This window comes from Sphingomonas sp. BK069 (assembly GCF_014193405.1).
Classification (GTDB): Bacteria; Pseudomonadota; Alphaproteobacteria; order Sphingomonadales; family Sphingomonadaceae; genus Sphingomonas.
In genome coordinates this window covers 191,144-209,973 of record NZ_JACHZH010000005.1, presented here as the reverse complement: position 1 = coordinate 209,973, position 18,830 = coordinate 191,144, and the positions used below count along the sequence as shown (strand labels likewise).

Annotated in this window: 22 protein-coding genes; 2 read left to right on the top strand and 20 right to left on the bottom strand. The window is 68.3% G+C overall.

What is annotated here, in order from left to right; all coding sequences use genetic code 11:
• Positions 1-201 precede the first annotated feature (201 nt).
• The 13 genes from FHY02_RS23355 to FHY02_RS16375 form a co-directional block, all read right to left on the bottom strand.
• On the bottom strand, positions 202-2,355 hold the full coding sequence (locus tag FHY02_RS23355) for a polysaccharide biosynthesis tyrosine autokinase (protein ID WP_183924130.1): 2,154 nt from the start codon (positions 2,353-2,355) through the stop codon (positions 202-204).
• Positions 2,352-3,635 carry an outer membrane beta-barrel protein gene (locus FHY02_RS16430; RefSeq protein WP_183924128.1) on the bottom strand — a complete coding sequence of 428 codons (1,284 nt, stop codon included), beginning with the start codon at positions 3,633-3,635 and terminating at the stop codon, positions 2,352-2,354. The genes FHY02_RS23355 and FHY02_RS16430 overlap by 4 nt, the downstream gene beginning before the upstream one ends.
• On the bottom strand, positions 3,635-4,189 hold the full coding sequence (locus FHY02_RS16425; RefSeq protein ID WP_183924125.1) for a polysaccharide biosynthesis/export family protein: 555 nt from the start codon (positions 4,187-4,189) through the stop codon (positions 3,635-3,637). The genes FHY02_RS16430 and FHY02_RS16425 overlap by 1 nt, the downstream gene beginning before the upstream one ends.
• Positions 4,189-5,202: a glycosyltransferase family 2 protein gene (locus tag FHY02_RS16420; protein ID WP_183924123.1), complete on the bottom strand. Its 1,014-nt coding sequence runs from the start codon at positions 5,200-5,202 to the stop codon at positions 4,189-4,191. Before FHY02_RS16420 ends, FHY02_RS16425 begins: the two co-directional genes overlap by 1 nt.
• Positions 5,199-6,326 carry a glycosyltransferase gene (locus tag FHY02_RS16415; RefSeq protein WP_183924121.1) on the bottom strand — a complete coding sequence of 376 codons (1,128 nt, stop codon included), beginning with the start codon at positions 6,324-6,326 and terminating at the stop codon, positions 5,199-5,201. The genes FHY02_RS16420 and FHY02_RS16415 overlap by 4 nt, the downstream gene beginning before the upstream one ends.
• Positions 6,323-7,522 (bottom strand): glycosyltransferase, encoded by a 1,200-nt coding sequence (locus tag FHY02_RS16410; protein WP_183924119.1) that lies wholly within the window; start codon positions 7,520-7,522, stop codon positions 6,323-6,325. Before FHY02_RS16410 ends, FHY02_RS16415 begins: the two co-directional genes overlap by 4 nt.
• 82 nt (positions 7,523-7,604) lie before the next feature.
• A complete protein-coding gene (locus FHY02_RS16405; protein ID WP_183924117.1) occupies positions 7,605-8,033 on the bottom strand; it encodes a sugar transferase in 429 nt (142 codons plus the stop codon).
• Between the two features lie 433 nt (positions 8,034-8,466).
• Entirely contained in the window at positions 8,467-9,432 is a 966-nt protein-coding gene (locus FHY02_RS16400; protein WP_183924115.1) for a glycosyltransferase family 2 protein, read from the bottom strand.
• Positions 9,429-10,292, bottom strand: a complete 864-nt coding sequence (locus FHY02_RS16395; RefSeq protein WP_183924113.1) for a beta-1,6-N-acetylglucosaminyltransferase — start codon at positions 10,290-10,292, stop codon at positions 9,429-9,431. Before FHY02_RS16395 ends, FHY02_RS16400 begins: the two co-directional genes overlap by 4 nt.
• A 415-nt stretch (positions 10,293-10,707) precedes the next feature.
• Complete coding sequence (locus FHY02_RS16390) at positions 10,708-11,094, bottom strand: hypothetical protein (RefSeq protein ID WP_183924111.1); 387 nt, start codon at positions 11,092-11,094, stop codon at positions 10,708-10,710.
• A gap of 391 nt (positions 11,095-11,485) precedes the next feature.
• Positions 11,486-11,794 carry a type II toxin-antitoxin system RelE/ParE family toxin gene (locus tag FHY02_RS16385; RefSeq protein WP_183924109.1) on the bottom strand — a complete coding sequence of 103 codons (309 nt, stop codon included), beginning with the start codon at positions 11,792-11,794 and terminating at the stop codon, positions 11,486-11,488.
• Entirely contained in the window at positions 11,791-12,042 is a 252-nt protein-coding gene (locus tag FHY02_RS16380) for a type II toxin-antitoxin system ParD family antitoxin (RefSeq protein WP_183924107.1), read from the bottom strand. The genes FHY02_RS16385 and FHY02_RS16380 overlap by 4 nt, the downstream gene beginning before the upstream one ends.
• 149 nt (positions 12,043-12,191) lie before the next feature.
• Positions 12,192-12,833, bottom strand: a complete 642-nt coding sequence (locus FHY02_RS16375; RefSeq protein WP_260172951.1) for a PEPxxWA-CTERM sorting domain-containing protein — start codon at positions 12,831-12,833, stop codon at positions 12,192-12,194.
• Between the two features lie 277 nt (positions 12,834-13,110).
• Here FHY02_RS16375 and FHY02_RS16370 point away from each other — a divergent pair, with 277 nt between their 5' ends.
• Together FHY02_RS16370 and FHY02_RS16365 are read left to right on the top strand one after the other, a co-directional pair.
• Entirely contained in the window at positions 13,111-13,383 is a 273-nt protein-coding gene (locus FHY02_RS16370) for a WGR domain-containing protein (protein WP_183924106.1), read from the top strand.
• 35 nt (positions 13,384-13,418) lie between these two features.
• Positions 13,419-14,687 (top strand): glycosyl hydrolase, encoded by a 1,269-nt coding sequence (locus FHY02_RS16365; protein ID WP_183924104.1) that lies wholly within the window; start codon positions 13,419-13,421, stop codon positions 14,685-14,687.
• Positions 14,688-14,710: 23 nt separating this feature from the next.
• On the opposite strand, the gene FHY02_RS16360 is transcribed toward FHY02_RS16365, so the two are convergent.
• The 7 genes from FHY02_RS16360 to FHY02_RS16330 all read right to left on the bottom strand — a co-directional run bounded on the left by FHY02_RS16360 (position 14,711) and on the right by FHY02_RS16330 (position 18,340).
• Positions 14,711-15,139 (bottom strand): type II toxin-antitoxin system VapC family toxin, encoded by a 429-nt coding sequence (locus tag FHY02_RS16360; RefSeq protein ID WP_183924103.1) that lies wholly within the window; start codon positions 15,137-15,139, stop codon positions 14,711-14,713.
• A gap of 119 nt (positions 15,140-15,258) precedes the next feature.
• Positions 15,259-15,393: a type II toxin-antitoxin system prevent-host-death family antitoxin gene (locus FHY02_RS23350; protein WP_183924101.1), complete on the bottom strand. Its 135-nt coding sequence runs from the start codon at positions 15,391-15,393 to the stop codon at positions 15,259-15,261.
• Positions 15,394-15,603: 210 nt separating this feature from the next.
• Positions 15,604-16,050, bottom strand: coding sequence for a hypothetical protein (locus FHY02_RS16350; protein ID WP_183924098.1), 447 nt, complete (start codon positions 16,048-16,050; stop codon positions 15,604-15,606).
• Between the two features lie 134 nt (positions 16,051-16,184).
• Complete coding sequence (locus tag FHY02_RS16345) at positions 16,185-16,346, bottom strand: hypothetical protein (RefSeq protein WP_183924096.1); 162 nt, start codon at positions 16,344-16,346, stop codon at positions 16,185-16,187.
• A gap of 705 nt (positions 16,347-17,051) precedes the next feature.
• A complete protein-coding gene (locus FHY02_RS16340) occupies positions 17,052-17,678 on the bottom strand; it encodes a hypothetical protein (protein WP_183924094.1) in 627 nt (208 codons plus the stop codon).
• Positions 17,660-18,010, bottom strand: a complete 351-nt coding sequence (locus FHY02_RS16335; RefSeq protein WP_183924092.1) for a hypothetical protein — start codon at positions 18,008-18,010, stop codon at positions 17,660-17,662. The genes FHY02_RS16340 and FHY02_RS16335 overlap by 19 nt, the downstream gene beginning before the upstream one ends.
• A 126-nt stretch (positions 18,011-18,136) precedes the next feature.
• Positions 18,137-18,340: a hypothetical protein gene (locus FHY02_RS16330; protein WP_183924090.1), complete on the bottom strand. Its 204-nt coding sequence runs from the start codon at positions 18,338-18,340 to the stop codon at positions 18,137-18,139.
• Between the last annotated feature and the right edge of the window lie 490 nt (positions 18,341-18,830).

Here is an 18,830-nt window from a genome sequence, read left to right as displayed (position 1 = left end):
GTCAGAGAAAGAAGCTGGACCCCGGATTAAGTCCGGGGTGACGGGCTTCGATGAGTGTGGCCGCGATCGGCCGAGAAACAGGCTGCAACCGGACCCACGCGCACCGTCACCCCGGCCTCGCTCCGGCGTCCGGCCCGTTCCTCTGCGACGACCGCCGGCAAGGCCCGGCGCCGCGACGGCAGGTCGTGATCGCGGCATGGCTCAGCTGTAGCCGTAGTTCTTGTAGGCCTTGTAGTTATAGTCGACGTCGTCGATGCCGTAGCGCGAGATCGCGCGCAGGTCGGCCATCGTCAGCACCACGCCCACCGGCTCCACGTCGACGTCGCGCAGCCGCTTCAGCGCGGCGCGCACCACCGGCAGCAGCGTCTTGTTCCAGCGCACCGCGAACACCACCGCGTCGACGTTCTGGACGATTGCGCGCGATTCCGCCGCGGCCAGCACGGGCGGCGTGTCGACGATCACCGTGTCGAACAGCGGCGCGAGCATGGCGACGAGATCGTCGAACCGCTCCGCCGCGCCGAATTGCGCCGCGGTGTAGCGCTGCACCAGCGCGGGCAGCACCCAGGCGCCGCTCGCCTCATCCTGCACCAGCGCCTCCTTCAGCGTCGCGCCGCCCGCCATCACCTCCACCACGCCCGCGCGGGGCTGGATACCGAGCGCGGGGCACACCCGGCCGCGGCGGATGTCGCCGTCGACCAGCACCACGCGCCGTCCACCCAGCGCCGCCATCCGCGCCAGGCTGATGGCGAGCGTCGTCTTGCCCTCCTCGGGCCGCGAGGAGGTGACCGCGATCACCTTTTCCCCCTCCACCGCGACCAGGATGTTGCGCGCCGCCTCCGCCACCATCGACAAGGGGCGCTCGATCGCGAAGTCGGCCGGCGCGATGCCGCGCTCCTCGCGCGTGGCGATCGATCGCAGCAGCGGCCAGTTGGCTAGGTGGCGCAGCCCCAGCAGCCGCTCGGCATCGCGCGAGGTGGCGATGCCGCGGTCGAACATCTGGAGCAATGCGACGGTGATGCCCGCCAGCACCGTCGCCAGCAGCGCGCCGATCACCAGGTTGAGCTTGCGATTGGGGGAGGAGGGATTCTCCGGCACCTGCGCGGGCGAGAAGACGCGCGCGTCGTCGGTGCCGATCATCGCCCCGCTGGTCACCGCGTTGCGGCGCTCCATCATCGCCTGATAGGTGGCCTTCAGCGCGTCGGAGCGGCGCTGCAGCTCGCCCAGCCGCACCGATGCGGCATTGTTGGCGGTGAGCTGGCTCTGCGCGCCGCCCAGGATGCCGCTCGCCGTTGCGGCACGCTGCTGCGACACGGAGACGCGCGCCTCCAGGTTGGAGATGACGCGCCGGATCTCGGCCTGGATCGCCTGGTTGACGTCGGCGAGCTGCTGCTTGGCCTTTTCGAGATCGGGATAGCCGTCCTTGTAGCGGGTGCGCAGCTCGGCCACCTTGCCGCTCAGCTGCGCTTGCTGCTGGCGCAGGCCCCCGATCACCGACGATCCCAGCGCCTCGCCCACGTCCTCGCCGGTCGATCCGCTGCGAAGCTGCGCGCGCGCGGTGTTCAGCCGGGCGCGATCCTCGGCCAGCGTGGTGTTGGCGGTCGCCTCCTGCTGACGGTAGAGCGACACTTCCTGCTCGGTCAGCGTCGATCCCTCGGCGGAGAGCAGGTTGTTGGCCGCCTTGTACTGTGCCACTGACGCCTCCGCCGCCTCCACCTGGGCGCGCAGCGTGTCGATCTGGCGGCCGATGTCGGTGCCGGCGGAGCGCGCCGCGCCCAGCCGGGTGCCCGCCTTGACGGCGAGATATTCGGTGCCGAACGTGTTGGCCACCGCCGCGGCCAGCTCGGGATCGGGGGCGGTGTAGTTCACGCTCAGCACGTTGGTGTCGCCGGGACGGCGCACCGCGAGCCGCCCTTGCAGCACGTTGGCGACGAGGCGGTTTGCGGCGGGCTGCGGCTGGCCGGTGACGCGCGTGGCGAAGTTGGGATCGCGTGCCGCGAGCGTAGCGGCGACGCGCTGCGCGACCTCGCGCGATTGCAGGATCTGCACCTCGGTATTGACCGCCGCGTCGCTGTCCGACGCCTTGGGCACCACCCCCTTCTCGGGCGACACGACGTCCAGCACGCGCGCGTTCACCACCAGGCTGGCGGTGGCGGTATAGGCGAGGGGCTGGCGCCAAGTGTAGAAAACGACCGCACCCAGCACCAAGGCGAACACCGCCAGCGCCGGCAGCCAGCGCCGGCGCAGCGTTGCGAACGAGCGGCGCGCGGCGTCGGTGACGACGCCCGTCGCGGTTTCGGGCTGGTTCACCAGCGCGCGGTTGCGCGGCAGCACGTCGAGCCGGTCGGGATCGGTCACGGACGCACACCTACGCCAAAGAGGAAACGATTGGCCACGAACGACCTGTAGGCGTCGCCGCCGTTGGATGACAGGTCGGTGCGGCTGGCACTGACCCGTGCCGAGACATTGGGTTTGAGCCGGTAGGCCGCCGACGCCGACAGTTCGACGCGATTGTCGTCGCGGTCGACGCCGTTGAAGCTGTCGCGCTGGTAGCGGACGCCCGCACTCAGCAGCAGCTGTCGCAGCAGCTCGTGATCGACGCGCACGCCGCCCACCAGGCTGGCGTAGCCGCTCGACGTGGGCAGGCCGGTGTCGTTCACCGTCCGCTCCGCCGTCACCACGACGTTGGTGAGCTGGGTGGGCAGGAACGTCACCTCGGTACGCACCGCCAGCCCCGACACGGGCGTGAACCGCTCGGCGCGGTAGCTGCCGCGGGTGTAGCCGATGCCCACCTCGCCGCGCGCCAGCACAGGCAGCTCGAAGCGGGCACCGGCCAGCAGCTCGACGGTTTCCGATTCACGTGCGCTGGCCAGCGGATCGCGGGCGCGCAGGCGGAAGTCGCGCTTGCTGTAGGTGCCCTGCGCGAACCAAGCGAAGGCGGGCGACGCGGCGAACTCGGCACGCACGCGCCCGCGCTTCAGCACGCTGTCGCGGAAATCCTGGTCCACCGCCGCGCCATCGCTGCGGCGCACCGCATCGTCGAAGTCGCTCTTCACCACATAGGCGTCCGCCTGCACCTGGCTGTTGGCGAAGCGCTGCCGCGCCCCCACCGCCAGTTCCAGCGTGCGGAAACGGATCGGCCGGCGAGTCAGCACGAACACGTCCTGCGCCTCGCGCGATTCACGCAGCGATTGGAAGCGGACGAGCGTGCGGAAGCGCGTGCTGCGCGACAGGTCGTGCCAGCCATAGGCGGACAGGTTCGTGTTGATGCTGTTCTCGGTGGTGAGCTTGGCGTAGCGATCGACGTCGGCGGTGGCGCTGAGCGACAGCACGCTGTCCGACCAGTTGGAGTTCGCGTTGATCGACGGCGTCAGCCGCGCCAGCACGTCGCCGCGCGGATGGTCCTCCAGCGCCAGCACGTTGTCGTTATACTGGACGTTGGCGTCTAGCGACGGGTTCAGCGTGAAGCTGGAGAGCGGAATGCCCGCCGTCGCATAGCCCCTGAGCTGCCGCTCGCGCACCGACACGTAGCGGTTGAACACGACGAGGCTCTGATCGTCCGGCAACGTCTGCGCATGCGCCGCCATCGCCGCGGGCAACAGCACCAACGTCAGCGCCAGCGCGTGCGCGCGCGCCATCAGAAGAAGCGCTCGCGCACGCGCACTGTGTCGCCGGGCAGCACCGGCAGGTCGGCGGTGATGTCGTAGCGGCGCTCGCCCGCCTCGCCGAAATGCTGGATCAGCACGTGCTTCTGGTTGGCGCGATAGGTGTAGCCGCCCGCGGTCGCCACCGCGCCGTTCAGCGTCAGGCCGGTGCGATAGGGATATTGGCCGGGCCGGTTCACCTCGCCCAGGATGAAGAAGGGGCGGTATTGCGTGATCTCGATCGACACGCGCGGGTTCTGCACCGAGGCGGAGAGGCCCGCGGTCAGCTTCTGCGTCAGCTCGGCGAGCGTCAGCCCCTTGGCGGGCACCGCGCCGAGCAGGGGATAGGCGAGCCGCCCGTCGCTGCCCACGGTATAGTCGCCGGTCAGCCCCTCCTCGCCGAAGACGGTGATCTTCAGCTTGTCGTCGGCCGCGAGGCGATAGACGGGGATCTCGCGCGCAGGCAGCGGCGCGTCGGGCGCGACACCCTGATTGCCGGCGCACGCCGCCAGCAGCGCGGCCCCAAGAAAGATCGCCAGTCGCTTCATCATATCGTCCCCCTCGTCTCGTCGCGCACCTGTGTGGCACGAACATGGCCGCGCCGGAACCGTTCTCGGATCAGCGCGGCCAGGAACCCGCCGCCCCACGCCAGGTGCATCGTCGCCAGCGCGGGAAAGGCGAGCAACGCTTCCACCCGGCGGGTGCGCGCGGTGAGGATGGCGGTCGCCAGCGCGAGGCCGGCGAGATAGGCGGCAGGCACCAGCAATGCCGCAGGGCTCCACAGCGCGAGTACAAGCGAAGAGGCGAGCGCCACCACCATTGCGGGCGGCATCAGCTGGCGCGGCCGGATCTCGCGATGCTTCAGTGCATTGGCGGCGCGGCCGGTGCCGTAGCGGCGATACTGGCGGGCGAGCGCCGACAAGGTGCGGCGCGGATAATAACCCACCTCGATCCCGCCCGCGAGCCAGATGCGCCCACCCGCGGCGCGCACCCGCGCGTCATATTCGGCGTCCTCGTTGGCGACGAACGTCTCGTCATAGCCGCCCAGCCGCTCGAACGTCGCGCGGTCGAACCCCGCATGGTGGCCGTGATCGACCCAGCCCGAATAGCCGCCCTGGCGGTGCGCCGAGCCGCCCGCTCCGAACGGGCTGTTCGAGGCGACCGCGATCGCGCGCTGCATCGGCGTGCGCCCCTCGGTCCGCAGCCGCGTCGCCAGCACGTCGGCGCCGGTTTGCGCCAGCTCGGCCAGCACGCGCGGCACGTAATCGGCCGGATAGTCGGCGTGGGCGTCGATCCGCACGAAGGCGATAACCGCGGGATCGAGCCCGGCGACCGCGGCGTTGATCCCGGCGGACTGGATGCGGCGCGGATTGTCGACGAGGCGAATGCGCGGGTCGGCGCTCGCTGCCTCCGCCACCAGCGCGCGGGTCGCGTCGCGGCTGCCCCCGTCGGCGACCAGTATCTCGCGCACCAACGTCTCGGGCAGCGCGGCGCATTGCGCCAGCAGCGCGGCGATGTGCGCCGCCTCGTCCAGCGTCGGGATGATGATCGCCGCGGTCATCGCGCCGCCTCCGCCAGCGCCGCGGCGAAGGCGGCGCGCGAGGCGGCGAGGGTGCGCGGCGCCAGCACCTGCGCGGCACGCGCGTCATAGACGGCGCGAGCCTCGGGCGCGGTTGCCAGCGCGATCGCCTGCGACAGGCGCACGGCCGCGAAATCAGCGAGGTTGGCGGGGGGCAGATAGGCGGCGAACACGTCGATCGGCGACGCGAGCAGCGGCACGCGCGCGGTCATCGCCTCCAGCATGGCGAGCGGCAGCCCCTCCCAGCGCGACGGCATCAGCAGCACGTCGGCCGCGGCGATGGCCAGATCGGGCCGGTCGCTCCAGCCGATGTGGCGGATGTCGATCGCGGGATGCGCGGCTTTCGCGGCCGCCACGTCGGGCGCGGCGGGGCCGTCGCCGACGAACAGGAAGGTCGTTCCCGCCAGCGCATCGGCGTCGCGGGCGATCGCGGCGAGCAGCAGGTCGACGCCCTTCTGCCCGGTGTCGAGCCGCCCCAGGAACAGCGCGACTTGCGCGTCCGCCGGCAGGTCCAGCGCCGCGCGCGCCTCCGCCCGGCCGGCGGTGACGGGAGCGACGACGTTGGCGGCGACGCGCACCGGCGCGGTGCCGCCCGCCGCGGCCACCTGCGCCGCGACCGCCGGGTCGGGGACGATGAACAGGTCGGGCCGGCGATAGAGCCGGCGCCGCACCCGATCGCCGATCGCGCCGCTGCGCCCCATGTCAGTGAGGCGATGCGCCATCGGCAGGAAACTGGCGACCGGCAGATCGCGCGGCAGCACGCGCGCCGGCACCGCGAGATGCTCGATCCGGCCCTGCACCAGCAGCATCAGCCGCGGCGCCTCGCGCGCGACGATCGCGCGCACCGCCGCGGCGTAGCGGCGCCGGAAGGGGTGGAGATAAGGCTCGGCGCGGCGCTTCTCGAACGGCCAAGTTTCAACGCGCAGCCGCGGCGAGCCGAGCGCGGCCAGCGCGTCCTGCAGGCGGCGGTTGGCTTCTGGCACGTAGAAGGCGAGTTCGTCGAACGTCGCGCCGTCGAGCGCGGCGGGCAGCAGATCGAGCAGAATCCGCTCATGCCCACCGAACGCCGCGCTGTCGTGCAGCGCCAGCAGCCGTCTGACGCTCATCGCGTCGTTCCACCGTCACCCCGGACCTGTTCCGGGGCCCACCGCGCGGCAGACGCTGGGGCGGAGATCTCTTGCGAAAGCGCTCGCGGGCCAGTGGACCCCGGAACGTGTCCGGGGTGACGATGGGCAACCCAATCCGCCCGCGCCCGTGCGTAGACCTCGCGCGTCAGCCGCCCGATCGTCGCCCAGTCGGGCACGTCCGCGTCGATCGCGCGCGACGGCTCGCGGCCGATCGAGGCGATCAGCGCCGCGGCCAGCGCGTCGGCGTCGGTGGGATCGACGAGCGCGCCCGCCGCGCCGTCGCGACCGACGAGGGCGGGAAAGGCACCGGTGTCGCTCGCGACGATCCAGCGGCGCAGCCCGGCGACGAGGTGAAGCACGCCGCTCGCCTCAATCGTACGATAGGGGAAGACGAAGGCGTCGGCGGAGGCGAGCAGCGCGCCCATCGCGTCCTTCGACAGGAAGCCGAAGCGGAAGTCGATCGCCTCACCCAGCCCCAGCGCCGCGGCGCGCGCAATCAGCGGCGCGGTCTCGACCTGCGCCTCGCCCGCCACCACCACCTTGATGCGCGCGCGGGTGGCGGGATCGATCCGGCCGAGCGCCTCCACCAGCAGATCGACGCCCTTGTAATGCTGGATGCGGCCGAACTGGACGATGCGCCAGCGGCCGTCGGTCGCGGGCGCACGGTCGGGAATGGCGGCGCCGAGCAGGCCGTGCGGCACCACGTCGATCCGCTCCGCCGGCAGCCCGGCCGCGGCGAGCTGCTCCTTCGCGCCATCGGTGTGGACGATCAACCGGTCCGCCGCGGCGAGCGCGCGCGCGAACCCGCCGCGCTGGAGGACCGACACCTGCTTGCCGTTGAACGGCGTCGCATCGTGGACGGTGACGACGACGGGCGCGTGGCGACGCAGGCGGCGGATCGCGATCCGATCGAGGAAGGGCAGCACCGCCCATTGCAGATGGACGACATCGGGCCGCATCCGGCGCGTCAGGCGCAGCGCGGCGGCGAGCCCCGCGGCATGTTCGACGCCCTTCAGCAGCCGCGCCGCCTTGCCCTGGCGCCGGCGCGGCCCGTCGGTCAGCCGGTAGAAAAGTGTGCGCGTGTCCTGCGCCGGTAGGTCCGCCGCCTCGCCCACGCGCAGCGGCCGCGTCAGCCACGTCGGCGCGACGCCGGCAGCGGACAGCCCGCGCGACAAGGCAGCATCATAGGGCGCGGTGAACAGCGCCGGATCGAGGAGAAGCGCGTTCAGGCCGTCGCCGACCGCGCCGGGGATCCTGTTAATAGGAGCCTCGCCGTAGCAGCACGCTCGGCACGGTGCGTGACATGATGATGAGGTTGAACCGTACCGACTTGGAGCGGCTGTAGACGTGATTGCGATCGAGATGCTCCGCCAGCACGCGGGCGCAATCATAGACCATCGTGCGGAACTTCAGGCAGGCGAACATCTGCCCGCCGCGGCCGACGCGCTGCTGGGCGAAGATCGGCGAATGCCAGTCCGTCAGCCAGATGAGCAGGGCCATGACCGCCATCACCGGCAACAGCAGCACGATCGCGATCGACGCGACCGCCAGATCGAGCAGGCGCCTCACGAGATCGGCGTCGCCGCTCGTCGCATTGTCGGTGGAGAAGGTGGTGCTCTGCCGCACCACCGCCGGCTGGCTGATGGCAGCAGGCATGCTCAACCAGCTCGCGCCGCTTCGGATCATTGGCTTGTTCTCTTTTGCGTTACGGTAACTGACAGCCGGAGCTGCTCTGCAACATTATACCTACCAAATTATTACCGCAGGAGGCCACCCTGTTTTTTGCGTTGCAGCATCAATCCGCCTCGCGCCGGGCATATTTCGTCCCGATCGTCGCCACCCGCGGGGGAATCCTCTACAAAGTTCCCCTTGGAGGCGCGCTGGGACGGGCGGTACATTCCCTTTATGGGACTAAGGCGCGACCGGCGTGCGTTTTTCTCGTCCGTTATGGCACGGGGTCCGGGACGATGATCGCAAATGGGACGATGGAGAACCTGCCTCGAACCGCAGGGATTCGTTCGGGCATGACGCTATTCTCGCACAACATTGCGGCCTTCCTGCGTCGTATCCCGGCGCGCGCCGGCTACGACAGACGGTCTCAACCCGGCTGCATCACCCGCTACCGCCAATACCCCCCACGCAGCGCCTTGGCGGCGATAACGGGCAGCTGGCGCAGGCTCTCCTCCGCGATCAGCGCGGCGCTGCGGGGGGAGAAGATGAGGGTGCGCAGCGCGGGCGCGACGCGCTTCGCCTTCACGTCGTCGGTGAAGGAGCGATAATAATAGCAGCGGTCCACCACCCGCTGGTGGCGGCGCACCGTCGCGGCGAAGGCACGGTCGTCGCCGGCGTCGGCCAGCAGCGCGGCCTGCACCTCGCGCAGCCGCGACAGATCGTGCACCGTCTGCACCTGCGTCAGCGAATCGCCGCGCACCCGGTAGCGATAGGTCGCCTGCGGCATCAGCCACCAGCGCGCGCCGCGCCGCAAACAGGCGACGTAGAGCGTGAAATCCTCCGCGAAGCGCACCCGCTCGTCGTAGCGCAGGCCGTGCTCGCGCAGGAAGCCGGCGCGGAACAGCGGCTTCAGGAAACCGAAGTTGCAGCCGGGATAGCGCGCATCGGCGATGTTGCGGCGGACGAATTCGGCTAGGGGGAGGGCGCGCGGCTCGGACAGCAGGCCGGCGGGGATCATCGCGCGCGCCGCGCCAGGATGCTCGTCGGGCACCAGCAGCAGATTGTCGGCCACCATGTCGAGCGCCTGGGCCTCGCCCAGCGCCACCAGCGGCGCGAGGCGATCGGGCAGGAAGGCGTCGTCGGCGTCGAGGATCGCGATCCAGCGCCCGCGCGCTTCCCCCAGGCCGCGGTTGCGCGCCGCGGACGGACCGGCATTCTCCGCCTGCCGCAGCACGCGCACGCGCGCGTCCGTGGTGGCGAACCGCTCGGCGATGGCGGCGGTGTTGTCTGTCGAGGCGTCGTCGACCACGATCAGCTCCAGGTCGGCCAGCGTCTGCACTAGCGCGGAGGCGATCGCCTCCTCGATGTAGCGCGCGGCATTATACGCCGGCATGATGATCGAGACCGCGGTCATCGCGCCGATCCCGGGCCGGGTGTCGCGCCGATGTGCGCCGCCAGCGTGTCGAGCACCGCCACGTCGGTCCTCGCGTCGAACTTGCGCCCGAACCAGGCGTCGCCGGCGCGGATCGCGGGCAGGTCATTGCCGGTCAGCACCTTCGGACCGGGCCACACGATGTGGCGGCGATAGGCGCGGATGCGCTCGCGAAATGGCCCGTTCCACGCCAGCGCCTGGATCACCAGCTCGTCGCTGAGCAGCAGGTTGCGCAGATAGGCGGCGACCCGCTTCGTGAGCGGCGCCGTGATCGCCCAGGCGCAGAAGGCGCGCGGCAGCACCACCCATTGCGAGCCCTTGTGCTCCAGCGCGAAGCCGCGCGGCGGGCGGCGCCGGCCGGGCAGCTTGAACGCGCGGACGGGCAATTCCAGCATCGGGTGCCAGTTGCGGTGCCAATCGTCGGCGGGCAGCGTGTCGAAGGGGCGCATCTCCACCATCACCGCCTCGCCCGCCTCCGCCATCTCGCGGCGGATCTCGGCCATGGGCTTCAGCGGATAGCACTGGCCGCTGAGGTTCACGAAATGCGTCCAGTCGGGATCCAGCCGCAGCGCGAGCCGCAGCGCGTCGAGCAGGGTGCGCGAGAGCGACCAGCCGCCCCAATTGGTGAAGCGCGAGCGCATGAAATGCACGTTAGGCCGTCCCGCGCAGATGCGGCGCACCTCGCGCATCAGCCCGCGGCGATCCTTCTTCAGCCCCAGCCGCGATTTCAGATCGACGTGGATGATGATCGTGTCATCAGCGCTGTCGAGCGCATTCATCAGCCAGGCAAACTGCTCGGGCTTGTGATGCACCATGATGAACCACGCGACGCGGGCGCTCATTGCGATGGGGACCGGGGCTGTGGACGGGACGTGGCGTCCTTACCGGACGAGGGGGCATTGCACCACCCCCGGAGACCGGATCGACCGCGACCCGAAAAGCGTCCGGCGCGGACGAAGCGGATGGCGGCGATGTGGCATTACCGGCAGGGATGACGCAAACCGGCCGTGTAGGAAAAGCCGGTCGCCGCCTGGTCCGTGGAAAGCAGGCTGATGGTGCGCCGGCGGCAACGGTCGGGCGCGCGGTGGATAAGGGCCGGGCCGGGCGGCCTATGCCGTCCTGCGGCGCCCAGTCGACCGAGCAGGCCGCGGTCACCTTCACCTCCGTACGGTTGGATTTCAGTTGCGCGGCGTCGATGCCGTTGACCCGCGCGAACCGGTAGCGGCCGGGCTCCAAGAACAGCACCTCCGGCATGGTCTAACCGCGGCGCAGGCCGTCCAGATCGTCGGTGCCGACGGCGAAGCGGTGCTGCGTGCGCGCCTTGGACCAGGAGATGGCCTGCGACGGCACGATGAGGTCGCCGGCCTTCGCCGCGGCGTTGTCATAGGGCGAGTAGATTTCCAGCAGCCCGCGTTCCGGCGTCACCACCGCCAGCACGTGGCGGCGCGCGGCCGCGTCCGCCGGCAGCGTCAGCGTCAGGGCACGCGACTCGGGGCTGGTCCCGCTGAGCGTGCCGGGCGAGCAGGTCATGCCGCCGATGCCGGCCACCCCGGCCGGAAAGGGCGCCTTCTTCGCCCCCGCCACCGCCCGCGCCAGATCGGCGGCATTGAGCACGGCGGGAGTTTCGGCCGGGGCCGCCTTCATCGGCGCGGCCGCTTTGGCGGGGGAAATGGGAGAGGCCGCGATCCCGGCTCGACCGCGGTGGCGACCCCGGCCGTGGCGCTGCCCGCCCGATCGCACCCGGCGGCGAGCAGCGCGACCGGGGTGAGTGCGACGAGCAGGATCCTAGGGTGTGTACTAGCGGAACTGGACGTGAAGATGGTCATCCTCCACCGCTACCGACTGGACGGCGGGCAGGGAGCGGTGTGTCATGCACCTGTCCCGGCGTCGCTAATCGTATCGGTTAGGGCCTTACGCGCCGCGCTCCCCGCGCAAGGGGCGGCCGCCCACGAGAGGACGGGTGGCCAGCGTCCGCGCAGGATGGATCTCGGGACGCTGCCATAATGTCTGTCGCCATGTCGACACCTCGACAATCTTACAGTGGAAAACCCCTCGCGGTGACGCGCAGCGCGTCGGCGCTCATCTCGCGGGTGGCGAGCAGGCCGTCGCCGCCGGTGGCGAGGAACGCCCAGCTCGAATGCGGGCGGGGCGGGGGCTTCAGCGCGGCGGGATCGAGTACCGCCACGTTGACGCCCGCCGCATGGTCTGCCAAGCTCCTGATCTGTGTCTCGATGCGATTGATATCGCCGCCCGCGATCCGTTTATTGGCTTCGGCTGCAATCCATCGATTCAGGTCGATCAGATCCTCGATGGCAAGCGGGGACAACCGGACGACATGGCTCAATCGCCGCGCGCAACGGCTGCTCGCACCTGCGCGAAGCCCTCTGCCGCATCGATCATCGGCCGAGGATCGGCAGGTGCGTCGGCAACCCGCGAGCGGACGAGTTCATCGAGTGCAGCTTCCTCGCGGTCAAGCGCGCGCAGCCCAGCTCGCACGACTTCGCTCATGGATGCGAACCGGCTTGACGCAAGGTGGCGCTCGGCATGGGTGGTCATGTCACCCAACGTGACTGTAACGGCCTTGGCAGGCATGAGGCAACTCCAATATGATTTTATCATAGTGCTCGCCGAGCCTCCTGACCACTAGCGCTGTAAGCAGGGCGGTCGGCATCAGGCCGCCAGCAAAAACGCCGCCCGCAGGTGCGGACGGCGTCTTGCCTCGCGGCGATGCGCAGGATGGATCAGGCGATCGCGCCGGCGTTGCGCTCGCGGCGACGGCGCATCGCGGCGCCGATCGCGCCGAAGCCCAGAATCATCATGCCCCAGGTCGCCGGCTCGGGCACGGCGGGGCCGCCCGTCGCCAGATTGTCGAACTCGAACGAGTTGGTGTCGGACTTGAACACCGCGCCGATAATCGCCGGCCCGCCGTTGACGGTGTAGCTGACGGTGCCGTTGCTGCTGGCGGCGGCCTGGTTGCCGGCCGCATAGCTCTCGCCGCCCACGATCTCCCCGCCGTTGTACACGCGGCTGGTGCTGTCGGCGAACTTGAGCGTCAGCTGGTTGTAGCGGTCGAGCGAGCCGAGCACGAAGGCGAAGACGTCGGTCGGGCCGAACGACACGCTGTAGGTGCCGCCGCCCAGCACCGCGGCGAAATTGCCGGTGCTGCCGAACGCCGGGCGCGCGCCCTTGTCGCTGTTCACGTCATAGACGTTGGCGAAGGTGCCGATCGACGAACCCGCCTTCAGGCTGTCAAAGGTCTGGAACACGGTGGTGCCGGCGACCGGCCCGCCGAACCCGCCGGTGAAGTCGATGATCGGGGCCGCCATCGCCGGCGTGGCGGACAGTCCAAGGGCAAGCGCCGTCGCAATCGCTACGATCCGCATGGTATGTTCTCCCAATATCATGAGACCAGCGGGCTTTGCCCTGCTGGACGTTATCAACGAGGCCCGAGTGGGTATATGAACTCTCCGGTAACCTAAATCATCGGGCGAGTCGATCAAACCCAGCGGCGATCCGTCGATAACGGACGCGACTGTGGCCGTGCGAACACATAACGTGTTGCATTTTGAGCCAGCGCCATCGATTGCGTGAATCAATCTCGCGCCACTGATTCAGACAAGTCGTCGGACACGCATCCGCCACACGGCTAGGATCTCCGGCATGGAGACATTGCCCTTCATGCCCATCGAGCTGGTCGCGATCGATCCGGCACGCAATCTCAGACAGCGCTGGCGCGTGGTCGCCGCGCGCGACCTGTTCGGGCGGATCGTGGTGGAGACGGGCTGGAGGCGGATCGGCACGCGCGGGCGGACGCTGGTACGCAGCTTCGCGGAGGAGGGGGCCGCGCTCGCCTATGTCCGCGCCGCCTTGCGGCAGCGGGCGAGCGCGCCGCGGCGGATCGGCGTCGCCTGTGTGCCGACGGTTGCGGCTTAAATCGGTTTTAACCCCGATGGCTTACGAACGCGGGCATGATAAATCGCCTCAACGCCGTCTCGTGGAAGTCCGCGCCGCTGCTCCTGCTGCTGGGGGCGTGCGGCGGGCAATCCGCGCAGAAGTCGGGCGTCACCGTCGTGTCGGCCGCGCCCGCCCTGTCACCCTCGCCGACTCCGGCGCCAACCCCGGCACCATCGCCGACGCCCCCGCCCGACGCGACAGCGGTCTCCGTCGCCACCCCGACGCTGGCGCCCGGCGTCACCGGCGCCGCGCTGGTCCCCTACGGCCTCTACGTCGGCAATCCGCAAGGCAACGACAGCGCGGCGATGGCGCGTTTCCAGGCCGATTGGGACGCGTCGGTGAAGCAGCTGCGCCGCACCCCGCAATTCTTCGGCACCTTCACCGATTTCAGCCAGGACTGGAGTCAGTGGAAGAGCAACGCGAGCTGGTTCGCCTGGTCGTTCAACCAGTCCAAGCGCGTGGCGGGGATGAAGCCGGTGATCGGCATCAAGCTGTCGACCAACGCCTACTGGAACAAGCAGGGCAACGCCTTCCGCGAGATCATCGCGGGCCAGCGCGACCAGGTGTATCGCGACGTCGTCACCGCCTGGCGCGACGCAGGCTATACCGAGCTGCGCTTCCGCATCTCGTACGAGTTCAACGGCAATTTCATGCCGGACAATTTCGGCAACGACGCCGCCACGCTGGACCTGTGGAAGAAGGCGTTCGCGCGCGTCGCCGACGTGATGCACGCGGTGCCGGGGGTGAAGGTGCTGGTCGTGTGGAATCCGGCGAGCATCAACTGGTCCGCCCAGTCGGTGGCTGCGGCCTATCCGGGCGACCAATATGTCGACGTAATCGCGTCGGACATCTACAGCCGCGTCTATCCGCCCACGCTCTATGACTGGACGACCCGCAAGGATGCGGCGTCTAAGACGGAATGGGCGAAGAGCGCCGCCAACCGCATAAAGTTCTGGGACTATCCCGGCGCGACGCAGTGGAGCGCCACGGGCAGCGGCTGGGGCCTGGCGCAGGCGCTCGACTTCGCGCTCCAGCGCCGCAAGCCGTTCGGGCTGGGCGAGACCGGGGTGGGCGGTAACGACGGCGACACCGGCCCGGCCGACGATCCGGAATTCCCCGCCTATCTGCGCACGCGCCTCGCCGATCACGTCGCGAAGGGCGGCACGATCGATCATGTGGTGATCTGGGACTATAACGCCAGCGACGGCGCGTGGCGCTTCACCGGCGTGCCGACGCGGACGGCGACGGCCGCGGCGTGGACGGCGTTCATCAACGCGCAGTAGTGGGCGGGCGACCGGCCCGGCGATCAGGCCGGACGATGCTCCCACGGATTACTGATGGCGACGCCGGTGTTCGCGAAATCGGCGACGTTGCGGGTGACGATGCCGAGCCCATGCACGAGCGCCGTCGCGGCGAGCCACGCATCCTGCTGTGGCCGTGGGTCCGGATCACGCAGAAGCGCGCAGCGCGAGGCGATCTCGCTCGTGATCGGCAGGACGCGCTCTGCAAAGGCGGGCCTGACATGGTGCTGCAGCCAGCGCCTGAGCATGTCCGCCTGGACGGGGTCACGCCGGTCGAGGCGCGCTATCCCGAGTTCGAGCTCCATGAGCGTCACGACCGAGAGGTGGAGGCTGCCCTCTTCCACCGCGGCAAACCAGGCGACCACCGCGCGGTCGGCACGACCGTCGGAGAGCTTCCTCAATTCGGAGACGACGTTGGTGTCGATGAGGAACATCAGCCGAAGTCTGCGCCGCGCGGAGGATCGCGTGGCAACGACGCGTCGAGATCGATCCCGGACAGACCGGCCATGCCGATGCGATCGAGGAACGAGCGGCCGTTGCCGGTAAGCGACGCCTAACGCTCATAGGAAATGACGACGATGTCCGGTCGGTTGCGCTCGGTGATGATGACCGGTCCCTGCTTTGCGGCGCGTTTGATGCGGCTGGGCTCGCAATTAAAATCCCTGCTGGTGAACGTCGCTGGCGGCACTGGCGCCTCCTGGAGGTAGTTATATAACTACATAGGTTTCGGTATTCAGGTTGTAAAGCAGCCCGACCGCCACGGAGGCCTTGCCCACGATCATGGACGACCTCTGACTCGATGACGAAATTGTAACACACACCCCCGAAAGGCGGCAGTCATCGCTGCCGGCGATCTTGCCGGGGGAGGTAATGGGAAGCTTCTCGAACGTCGAAGCAATCATTGCCGATGCTGTCCCCGCTCGAGCGATGTCTGGATCGCCAGATGCGGCACCGTAATCTTCGCAGCAGACGCCGCTCGACCGATCGTCTTCAGTTCACGATCACGCAGCTCCTCGAGGTCTTCGGGCACTTTGACGGTCGCAAAGGGTCCGGCGGATGATGGCAGATCGGCTTCCGGCAGATCGACAAGACGGCCATCGACATGAAGGTACGGACGCTGCCCCGGTGCGCGGGCCGGAGCCGCAGGCGGCGCCGGCACCGGGCGACCTGCATGGACCCGGTTCCAGTGTCCCTGGGGCGGTCCGGAGACACCATACGAGCGCAGCAGCTTCTTGAGGCCAACATCCGACATGCCGACGCACGTGGCGAGCTCAGGGATCGGCGCAGACCACGCAAAGGCGATCAAATCCGCAAGAGCGACACCCCGGTTATTCCACCCGTACATCGGCCCTGATCTCCTCGCCGGTCCAGCCTATCTGCCCGGCCTCGTGGGTGGCGATATCGACCTCCTAGCCGTTGATCGAAAACGCCATCCCGATCGCCGTTCGGGATATTTCCGGTCGATAAACCAGCGGCTCTTCAATGGCACCTTGCAGAGCGTGCCGTCGTGATCGCGCTGGAGGGTAAATCGACCCCGCCGTCATAAACCGGACAGAACGTGTTCAAGCCCCGATCGAGCATCAGACTAATCACCACATGGCGGTTGGTGACCTCGAGGATCTGGCGGCGATAGCTGCTCATGCGGATCTTGCCTCTACAACACTCTACCGCCCGTTTTGTCGGGCTCCCCGGCAAAGTTCCCTACCCCTACTTTCCGCGCTTTGGATCACAGCCGGAGAGCGAGCATTTCCGCTCACCGGCTGCTGTTTGATCGAATTAGGAACGGACCAGGTGGTGTGCCTCCACACGCTCGTGAGCAATGTCGATAATCTTCTCCCCGTAGTCAGGTGGTCGCGCGTGATGATGAGGTCCATCGACGCCGATAATTGCTCCAGAATGAGGAGCACCCGGTTCACGTTGAAGGAGTGGTTGGCCGTGACGACTGGCAGTCCGTAGCTGAGCGCCAAGCGGATCATTTCGGACCGGGAGACACCCCGATTGAATGCTGCCCGATCTCAATCCGCTCGTTCGTGGTCGGACAAACGCAGCGTGAGATGTGTGTTCAACATAAAACCATCCCGACTGGGGAGGACTTGGCTGCCTGCCTCTTCAGCCGTCGCGATAACTCGACCTGATGAAGTCCAGGTTTCCGGAGGGGTACCACGGAGCGCCAGCCGATAGGATATTTCCGCATGCCAAGTGGCGACGATCCCTGCTCAGATGTGAGGATCCACCGGTGTCTTCGGCAGAGGCAGGGAGCGCCGTCCGATCGGGCGTTAAAACTCGCTTCGGTGACGCCGATCCGGCTCCGTCGCGCAACACCAACGCGATGCCCAGATGGAGCCGTTAGAAGGCGCTGACGATGGTGCGCCGGTCAAGCTGGAAGCGACGTCTGGCCGGACGTGCAGCATGATCAGTTATGGCGCTTCTTCGACGCCTCGGGATCGGAGGGCATGACAGGTTCCGAGAGGTAGTTACCGCCCAGTTCGCGGGCCGCTTCATGGCCTGCTGGGGGCGTCTCGAAACCGGTGGACTCAAGCAGGCCTTTCTGACGCAGCGACCGGAGGCCGGAGGCCGGAGGCCGGAGGCCGCCTGTGGCCAATGCCGTGCCGACTGTCCCAGCAGATCGGAAAGCCGCGTCGCCTGGCCGCCTTTGTCGCAGGCGGCGGACAGCAGAATGCCGACGTCGAACGAGGCCGCAGCATCGTCGCCATCGAAGGCGAGGACGTGCCCATTCTCGCTGACATATTCGATCGGCAGAGGCCGCGTCCTGTGGCCGGTGTTCGCCTGAAAGCGCCGGTACAGATGGGCGAACAGCAGGGCGAGCGGATCGTCGCCGCCCAACGCATCCTCGTCCGCCAGATCGTCCAACAAAAGCTCGACCAGCCAGACGGCCTCATCGCCGATCTGGCCGGAAAATTCTTCATCCTCCAGCGCCCGATACCGAATGCCTTTCAGGAGGAACCAGAGCACGGCCGCGAGATGGTTTCCGGCCTAGCCATGATCGTGCCGAAGAGCCTGAGATCGTCGGTGTTGCCGAGCGCCTTGGCCGTGTCCTGGACCGTCTGTTCATATGGATCGCGTGCCTCGATATCCCAAATGTGAAGGCAGGTCTCGAAGCCGAAGGTTTCGCCCTTCCCCAGCGGGTTTTCGCGCAGCACCCGTTCGACGATCGCCTGGCCCGCGGCGTCCGCTGCGAGCAGGGCCGGCGCGAGATGATCGACAAGCCGGCGGACGCTCAGCTCACGCAGCTGGAGTGCGGTATAGCGCACACCGGACAAGGGTGGCTGTTCGTCGTCGCTCATCCATGCCGACCAGGAAATGGGCAACGATGCTGATCGGCATTCCTCAATGGTCGGACCTCGAGGGCGTTACTCGCGCCGGTATCAGGTACCCGGGACGTCGCTGGGATCAGATCCAGCCGGGTTCGATCAGCCCAGACAACTGGCGATGAAAGCGCCCGTCGCCATGAGCGCGAGAGCGGCTAGGGTAGCCTGGCCGAGGACCGGAAAGAACCGCGTCTCGAGCTTCACCGCGGCCAGCTCCGCCTGCGTACGATGGATCTCCGCCTGTACCCTGTCGATATGGGCCAGCTGTTCGCCGATGTCGAGGTGAGGTGAGGCGGCCGTCGTCATGACAAATCCACTCCGGCGTAGCGATGATCATCGGATCCATGCACGACCATAAGCGAGTCCGGTCATTCTCTCCAGGGATCATGACCGCGATTGTAGCTGTGGGAAGAGAACCCGTTGTCATGACGGTGGAAGTTGTCGTCGAAGCTGCTGGACCAGCAATCGTATCAATCGAGATTGTGCCGGTGCATGTCGACGCCGTACGGATTGCGGGCGACGTCTGGTGAGCCGACACCTGCAACCGTTGGCAACCCGGTCGCGGGATTGATATCGGCGTCTCGATCGATGCCGGCGGGGGCGGCGGGACCGGTCGATCCTCGAACCAGGCGCTGATGCGGTCGAACAGTTCCATGGTCTGTCTCCCGATAGGTTATATACAGAATGGAGGTTTCGCCCCCTCGCCGCAAGCGGGGTGCCTGAAGGCCAATACGAGCCCTCGGCTTTTCACACCGTTGGCAACGAAGCCGGTGATCCGAGGTCCTGCTCGACCGAT

What these genes read in the sequence shown, in the direction of transcription:
- FHY02_RS16430 (WP_183924128.1), bottom strand. Translation starts at nt 3,635, where the DNA reads ATGGCGCGCGCGCACGCGCTGGCGCTGACGTTGGTGCTGTTGCCCGCG.
- FHY02_RS16425 (WP_183924125.1), bottom strand. Translation starts at nt 4,189, where the DNA reads ATGAAGCGACTGGCGATCTTTCTTGGGGCCGCGCTGCTGGCGGCGTGC.
- FHY02_RS16420 (WP_183924123.1), bottom strand. Translation starts at nt 5,202, where the DNA reads ATGACCGCGGCGATCATCATCCCGACGCTGGACGAGGCGGCGCACATC.
- FHY02_RS16415 (WP_183924121.1), bottom strand. Translation starts at nt 6,326, where the DNA reads ATGAGCGTCAGACGGCTGCTGGCGCTGCACGACAGCGCGGCGTTCGGT.
- FHY02_RS16405 (WP_183924117.1), bottom strand. Translation starts at nt 8,033, where the DNA reads ATGATCCGAAGCGGCGCGAGCTGGTTGAGCATGCCTGCTGCCATCAGC.
- FHY02_RS16400 (WP_183924115.1), bottom strand. Translation starts at nt 9,432, where the DNA reads ATGACCGCGGTCTCGATCATCATGCCGGCGTATAATGCCGCGCGCTAC.
- FHY02_RS16395 (WP_183924113.1), bottom strand. Translation starts at nt 10,292, where the DNA reads ATGAGCGCCCGCGTCGCGTGGTTCATCATGGTGCATCACAAGCCCGAG.
- FHY02_RS16390 (WP_183924111.1), bottom strand. Translation starts at nt 11,094, where the DNA reads ATGAAGGCGGCCCCGGCCGAAACTCCCGCCGTGCTCAATGCCGCCGAT.
- FHY02_RS16380 (WP_183924107.1), bottom strand. Translation starts at nt 12,042, where the DNA reads ATGCCTGCCAAGGCCGTTACAGTCACGTTGGGTGACATGACCACCCAT.
- FHY02_RS16375 (WP_260172951.1), bottom strand. Translation starts at nt 12,833, where the DNA reads ATGCGGATCGTAGCGATTGCGACGGCGCTTGCCCTTGGACTGTCCGCC.
- FHY02_RS16370 (WP_183924106.1), top strand. Translation starts at nt 13,111, where the DNA reads ATGGAGACATTGCCCTTCATGCCCATCGAGCTGGTCGCGATCGATCCG.
- FHY02_RS16365 (WP_183924104.1), top strand. Translation starts at nt 13,419, where the DNA reads ATGATAAATCGCCTCAACGCCGTCTCGTGGAAGTCCGCGCCGCTGCTC.
- FHY02_RS16360 (WP_183924103.1), bottom strand. Translation starts at nt 15,139, where the DNA reads ATGTTCCTCATCGACACCAACGTCGTCTCCGAATTGAGGAAGCTCTCC.
- FHY02_RS16350 (WP_183924098.1), bottom strand. Translation starts at nt 16,050, where the DNA reads ATGTACGGGTGGAATAACCGGGGTGTCGCTCTTGCGGATTTGATCGCC.
- FHY02_RS16345 (WP_183924096.1), bottom strand. Translation starts at nt 16,346, where the DNA reads ATGAGCAGCTATCGCCGCCAGATCCTCGAGGTCACCAACCGCCATGTG.
- FHY02_RS16335 (WP_183924092.1), bottom strand. Translation starts at nt 18,010, where the DNA reads ATGAGCGACGACGAACAGCCACCCTTGTCCGGTGTGCGCTATACCGCA.
- FHY02_RS16330 (WP_183924090.1), bottom strand. Translation starts at nt 18,340, where the DNA reads ATGACGACGGCCGCCTCACCTCACCTCGACATCGGCGAACAGCTGGCC.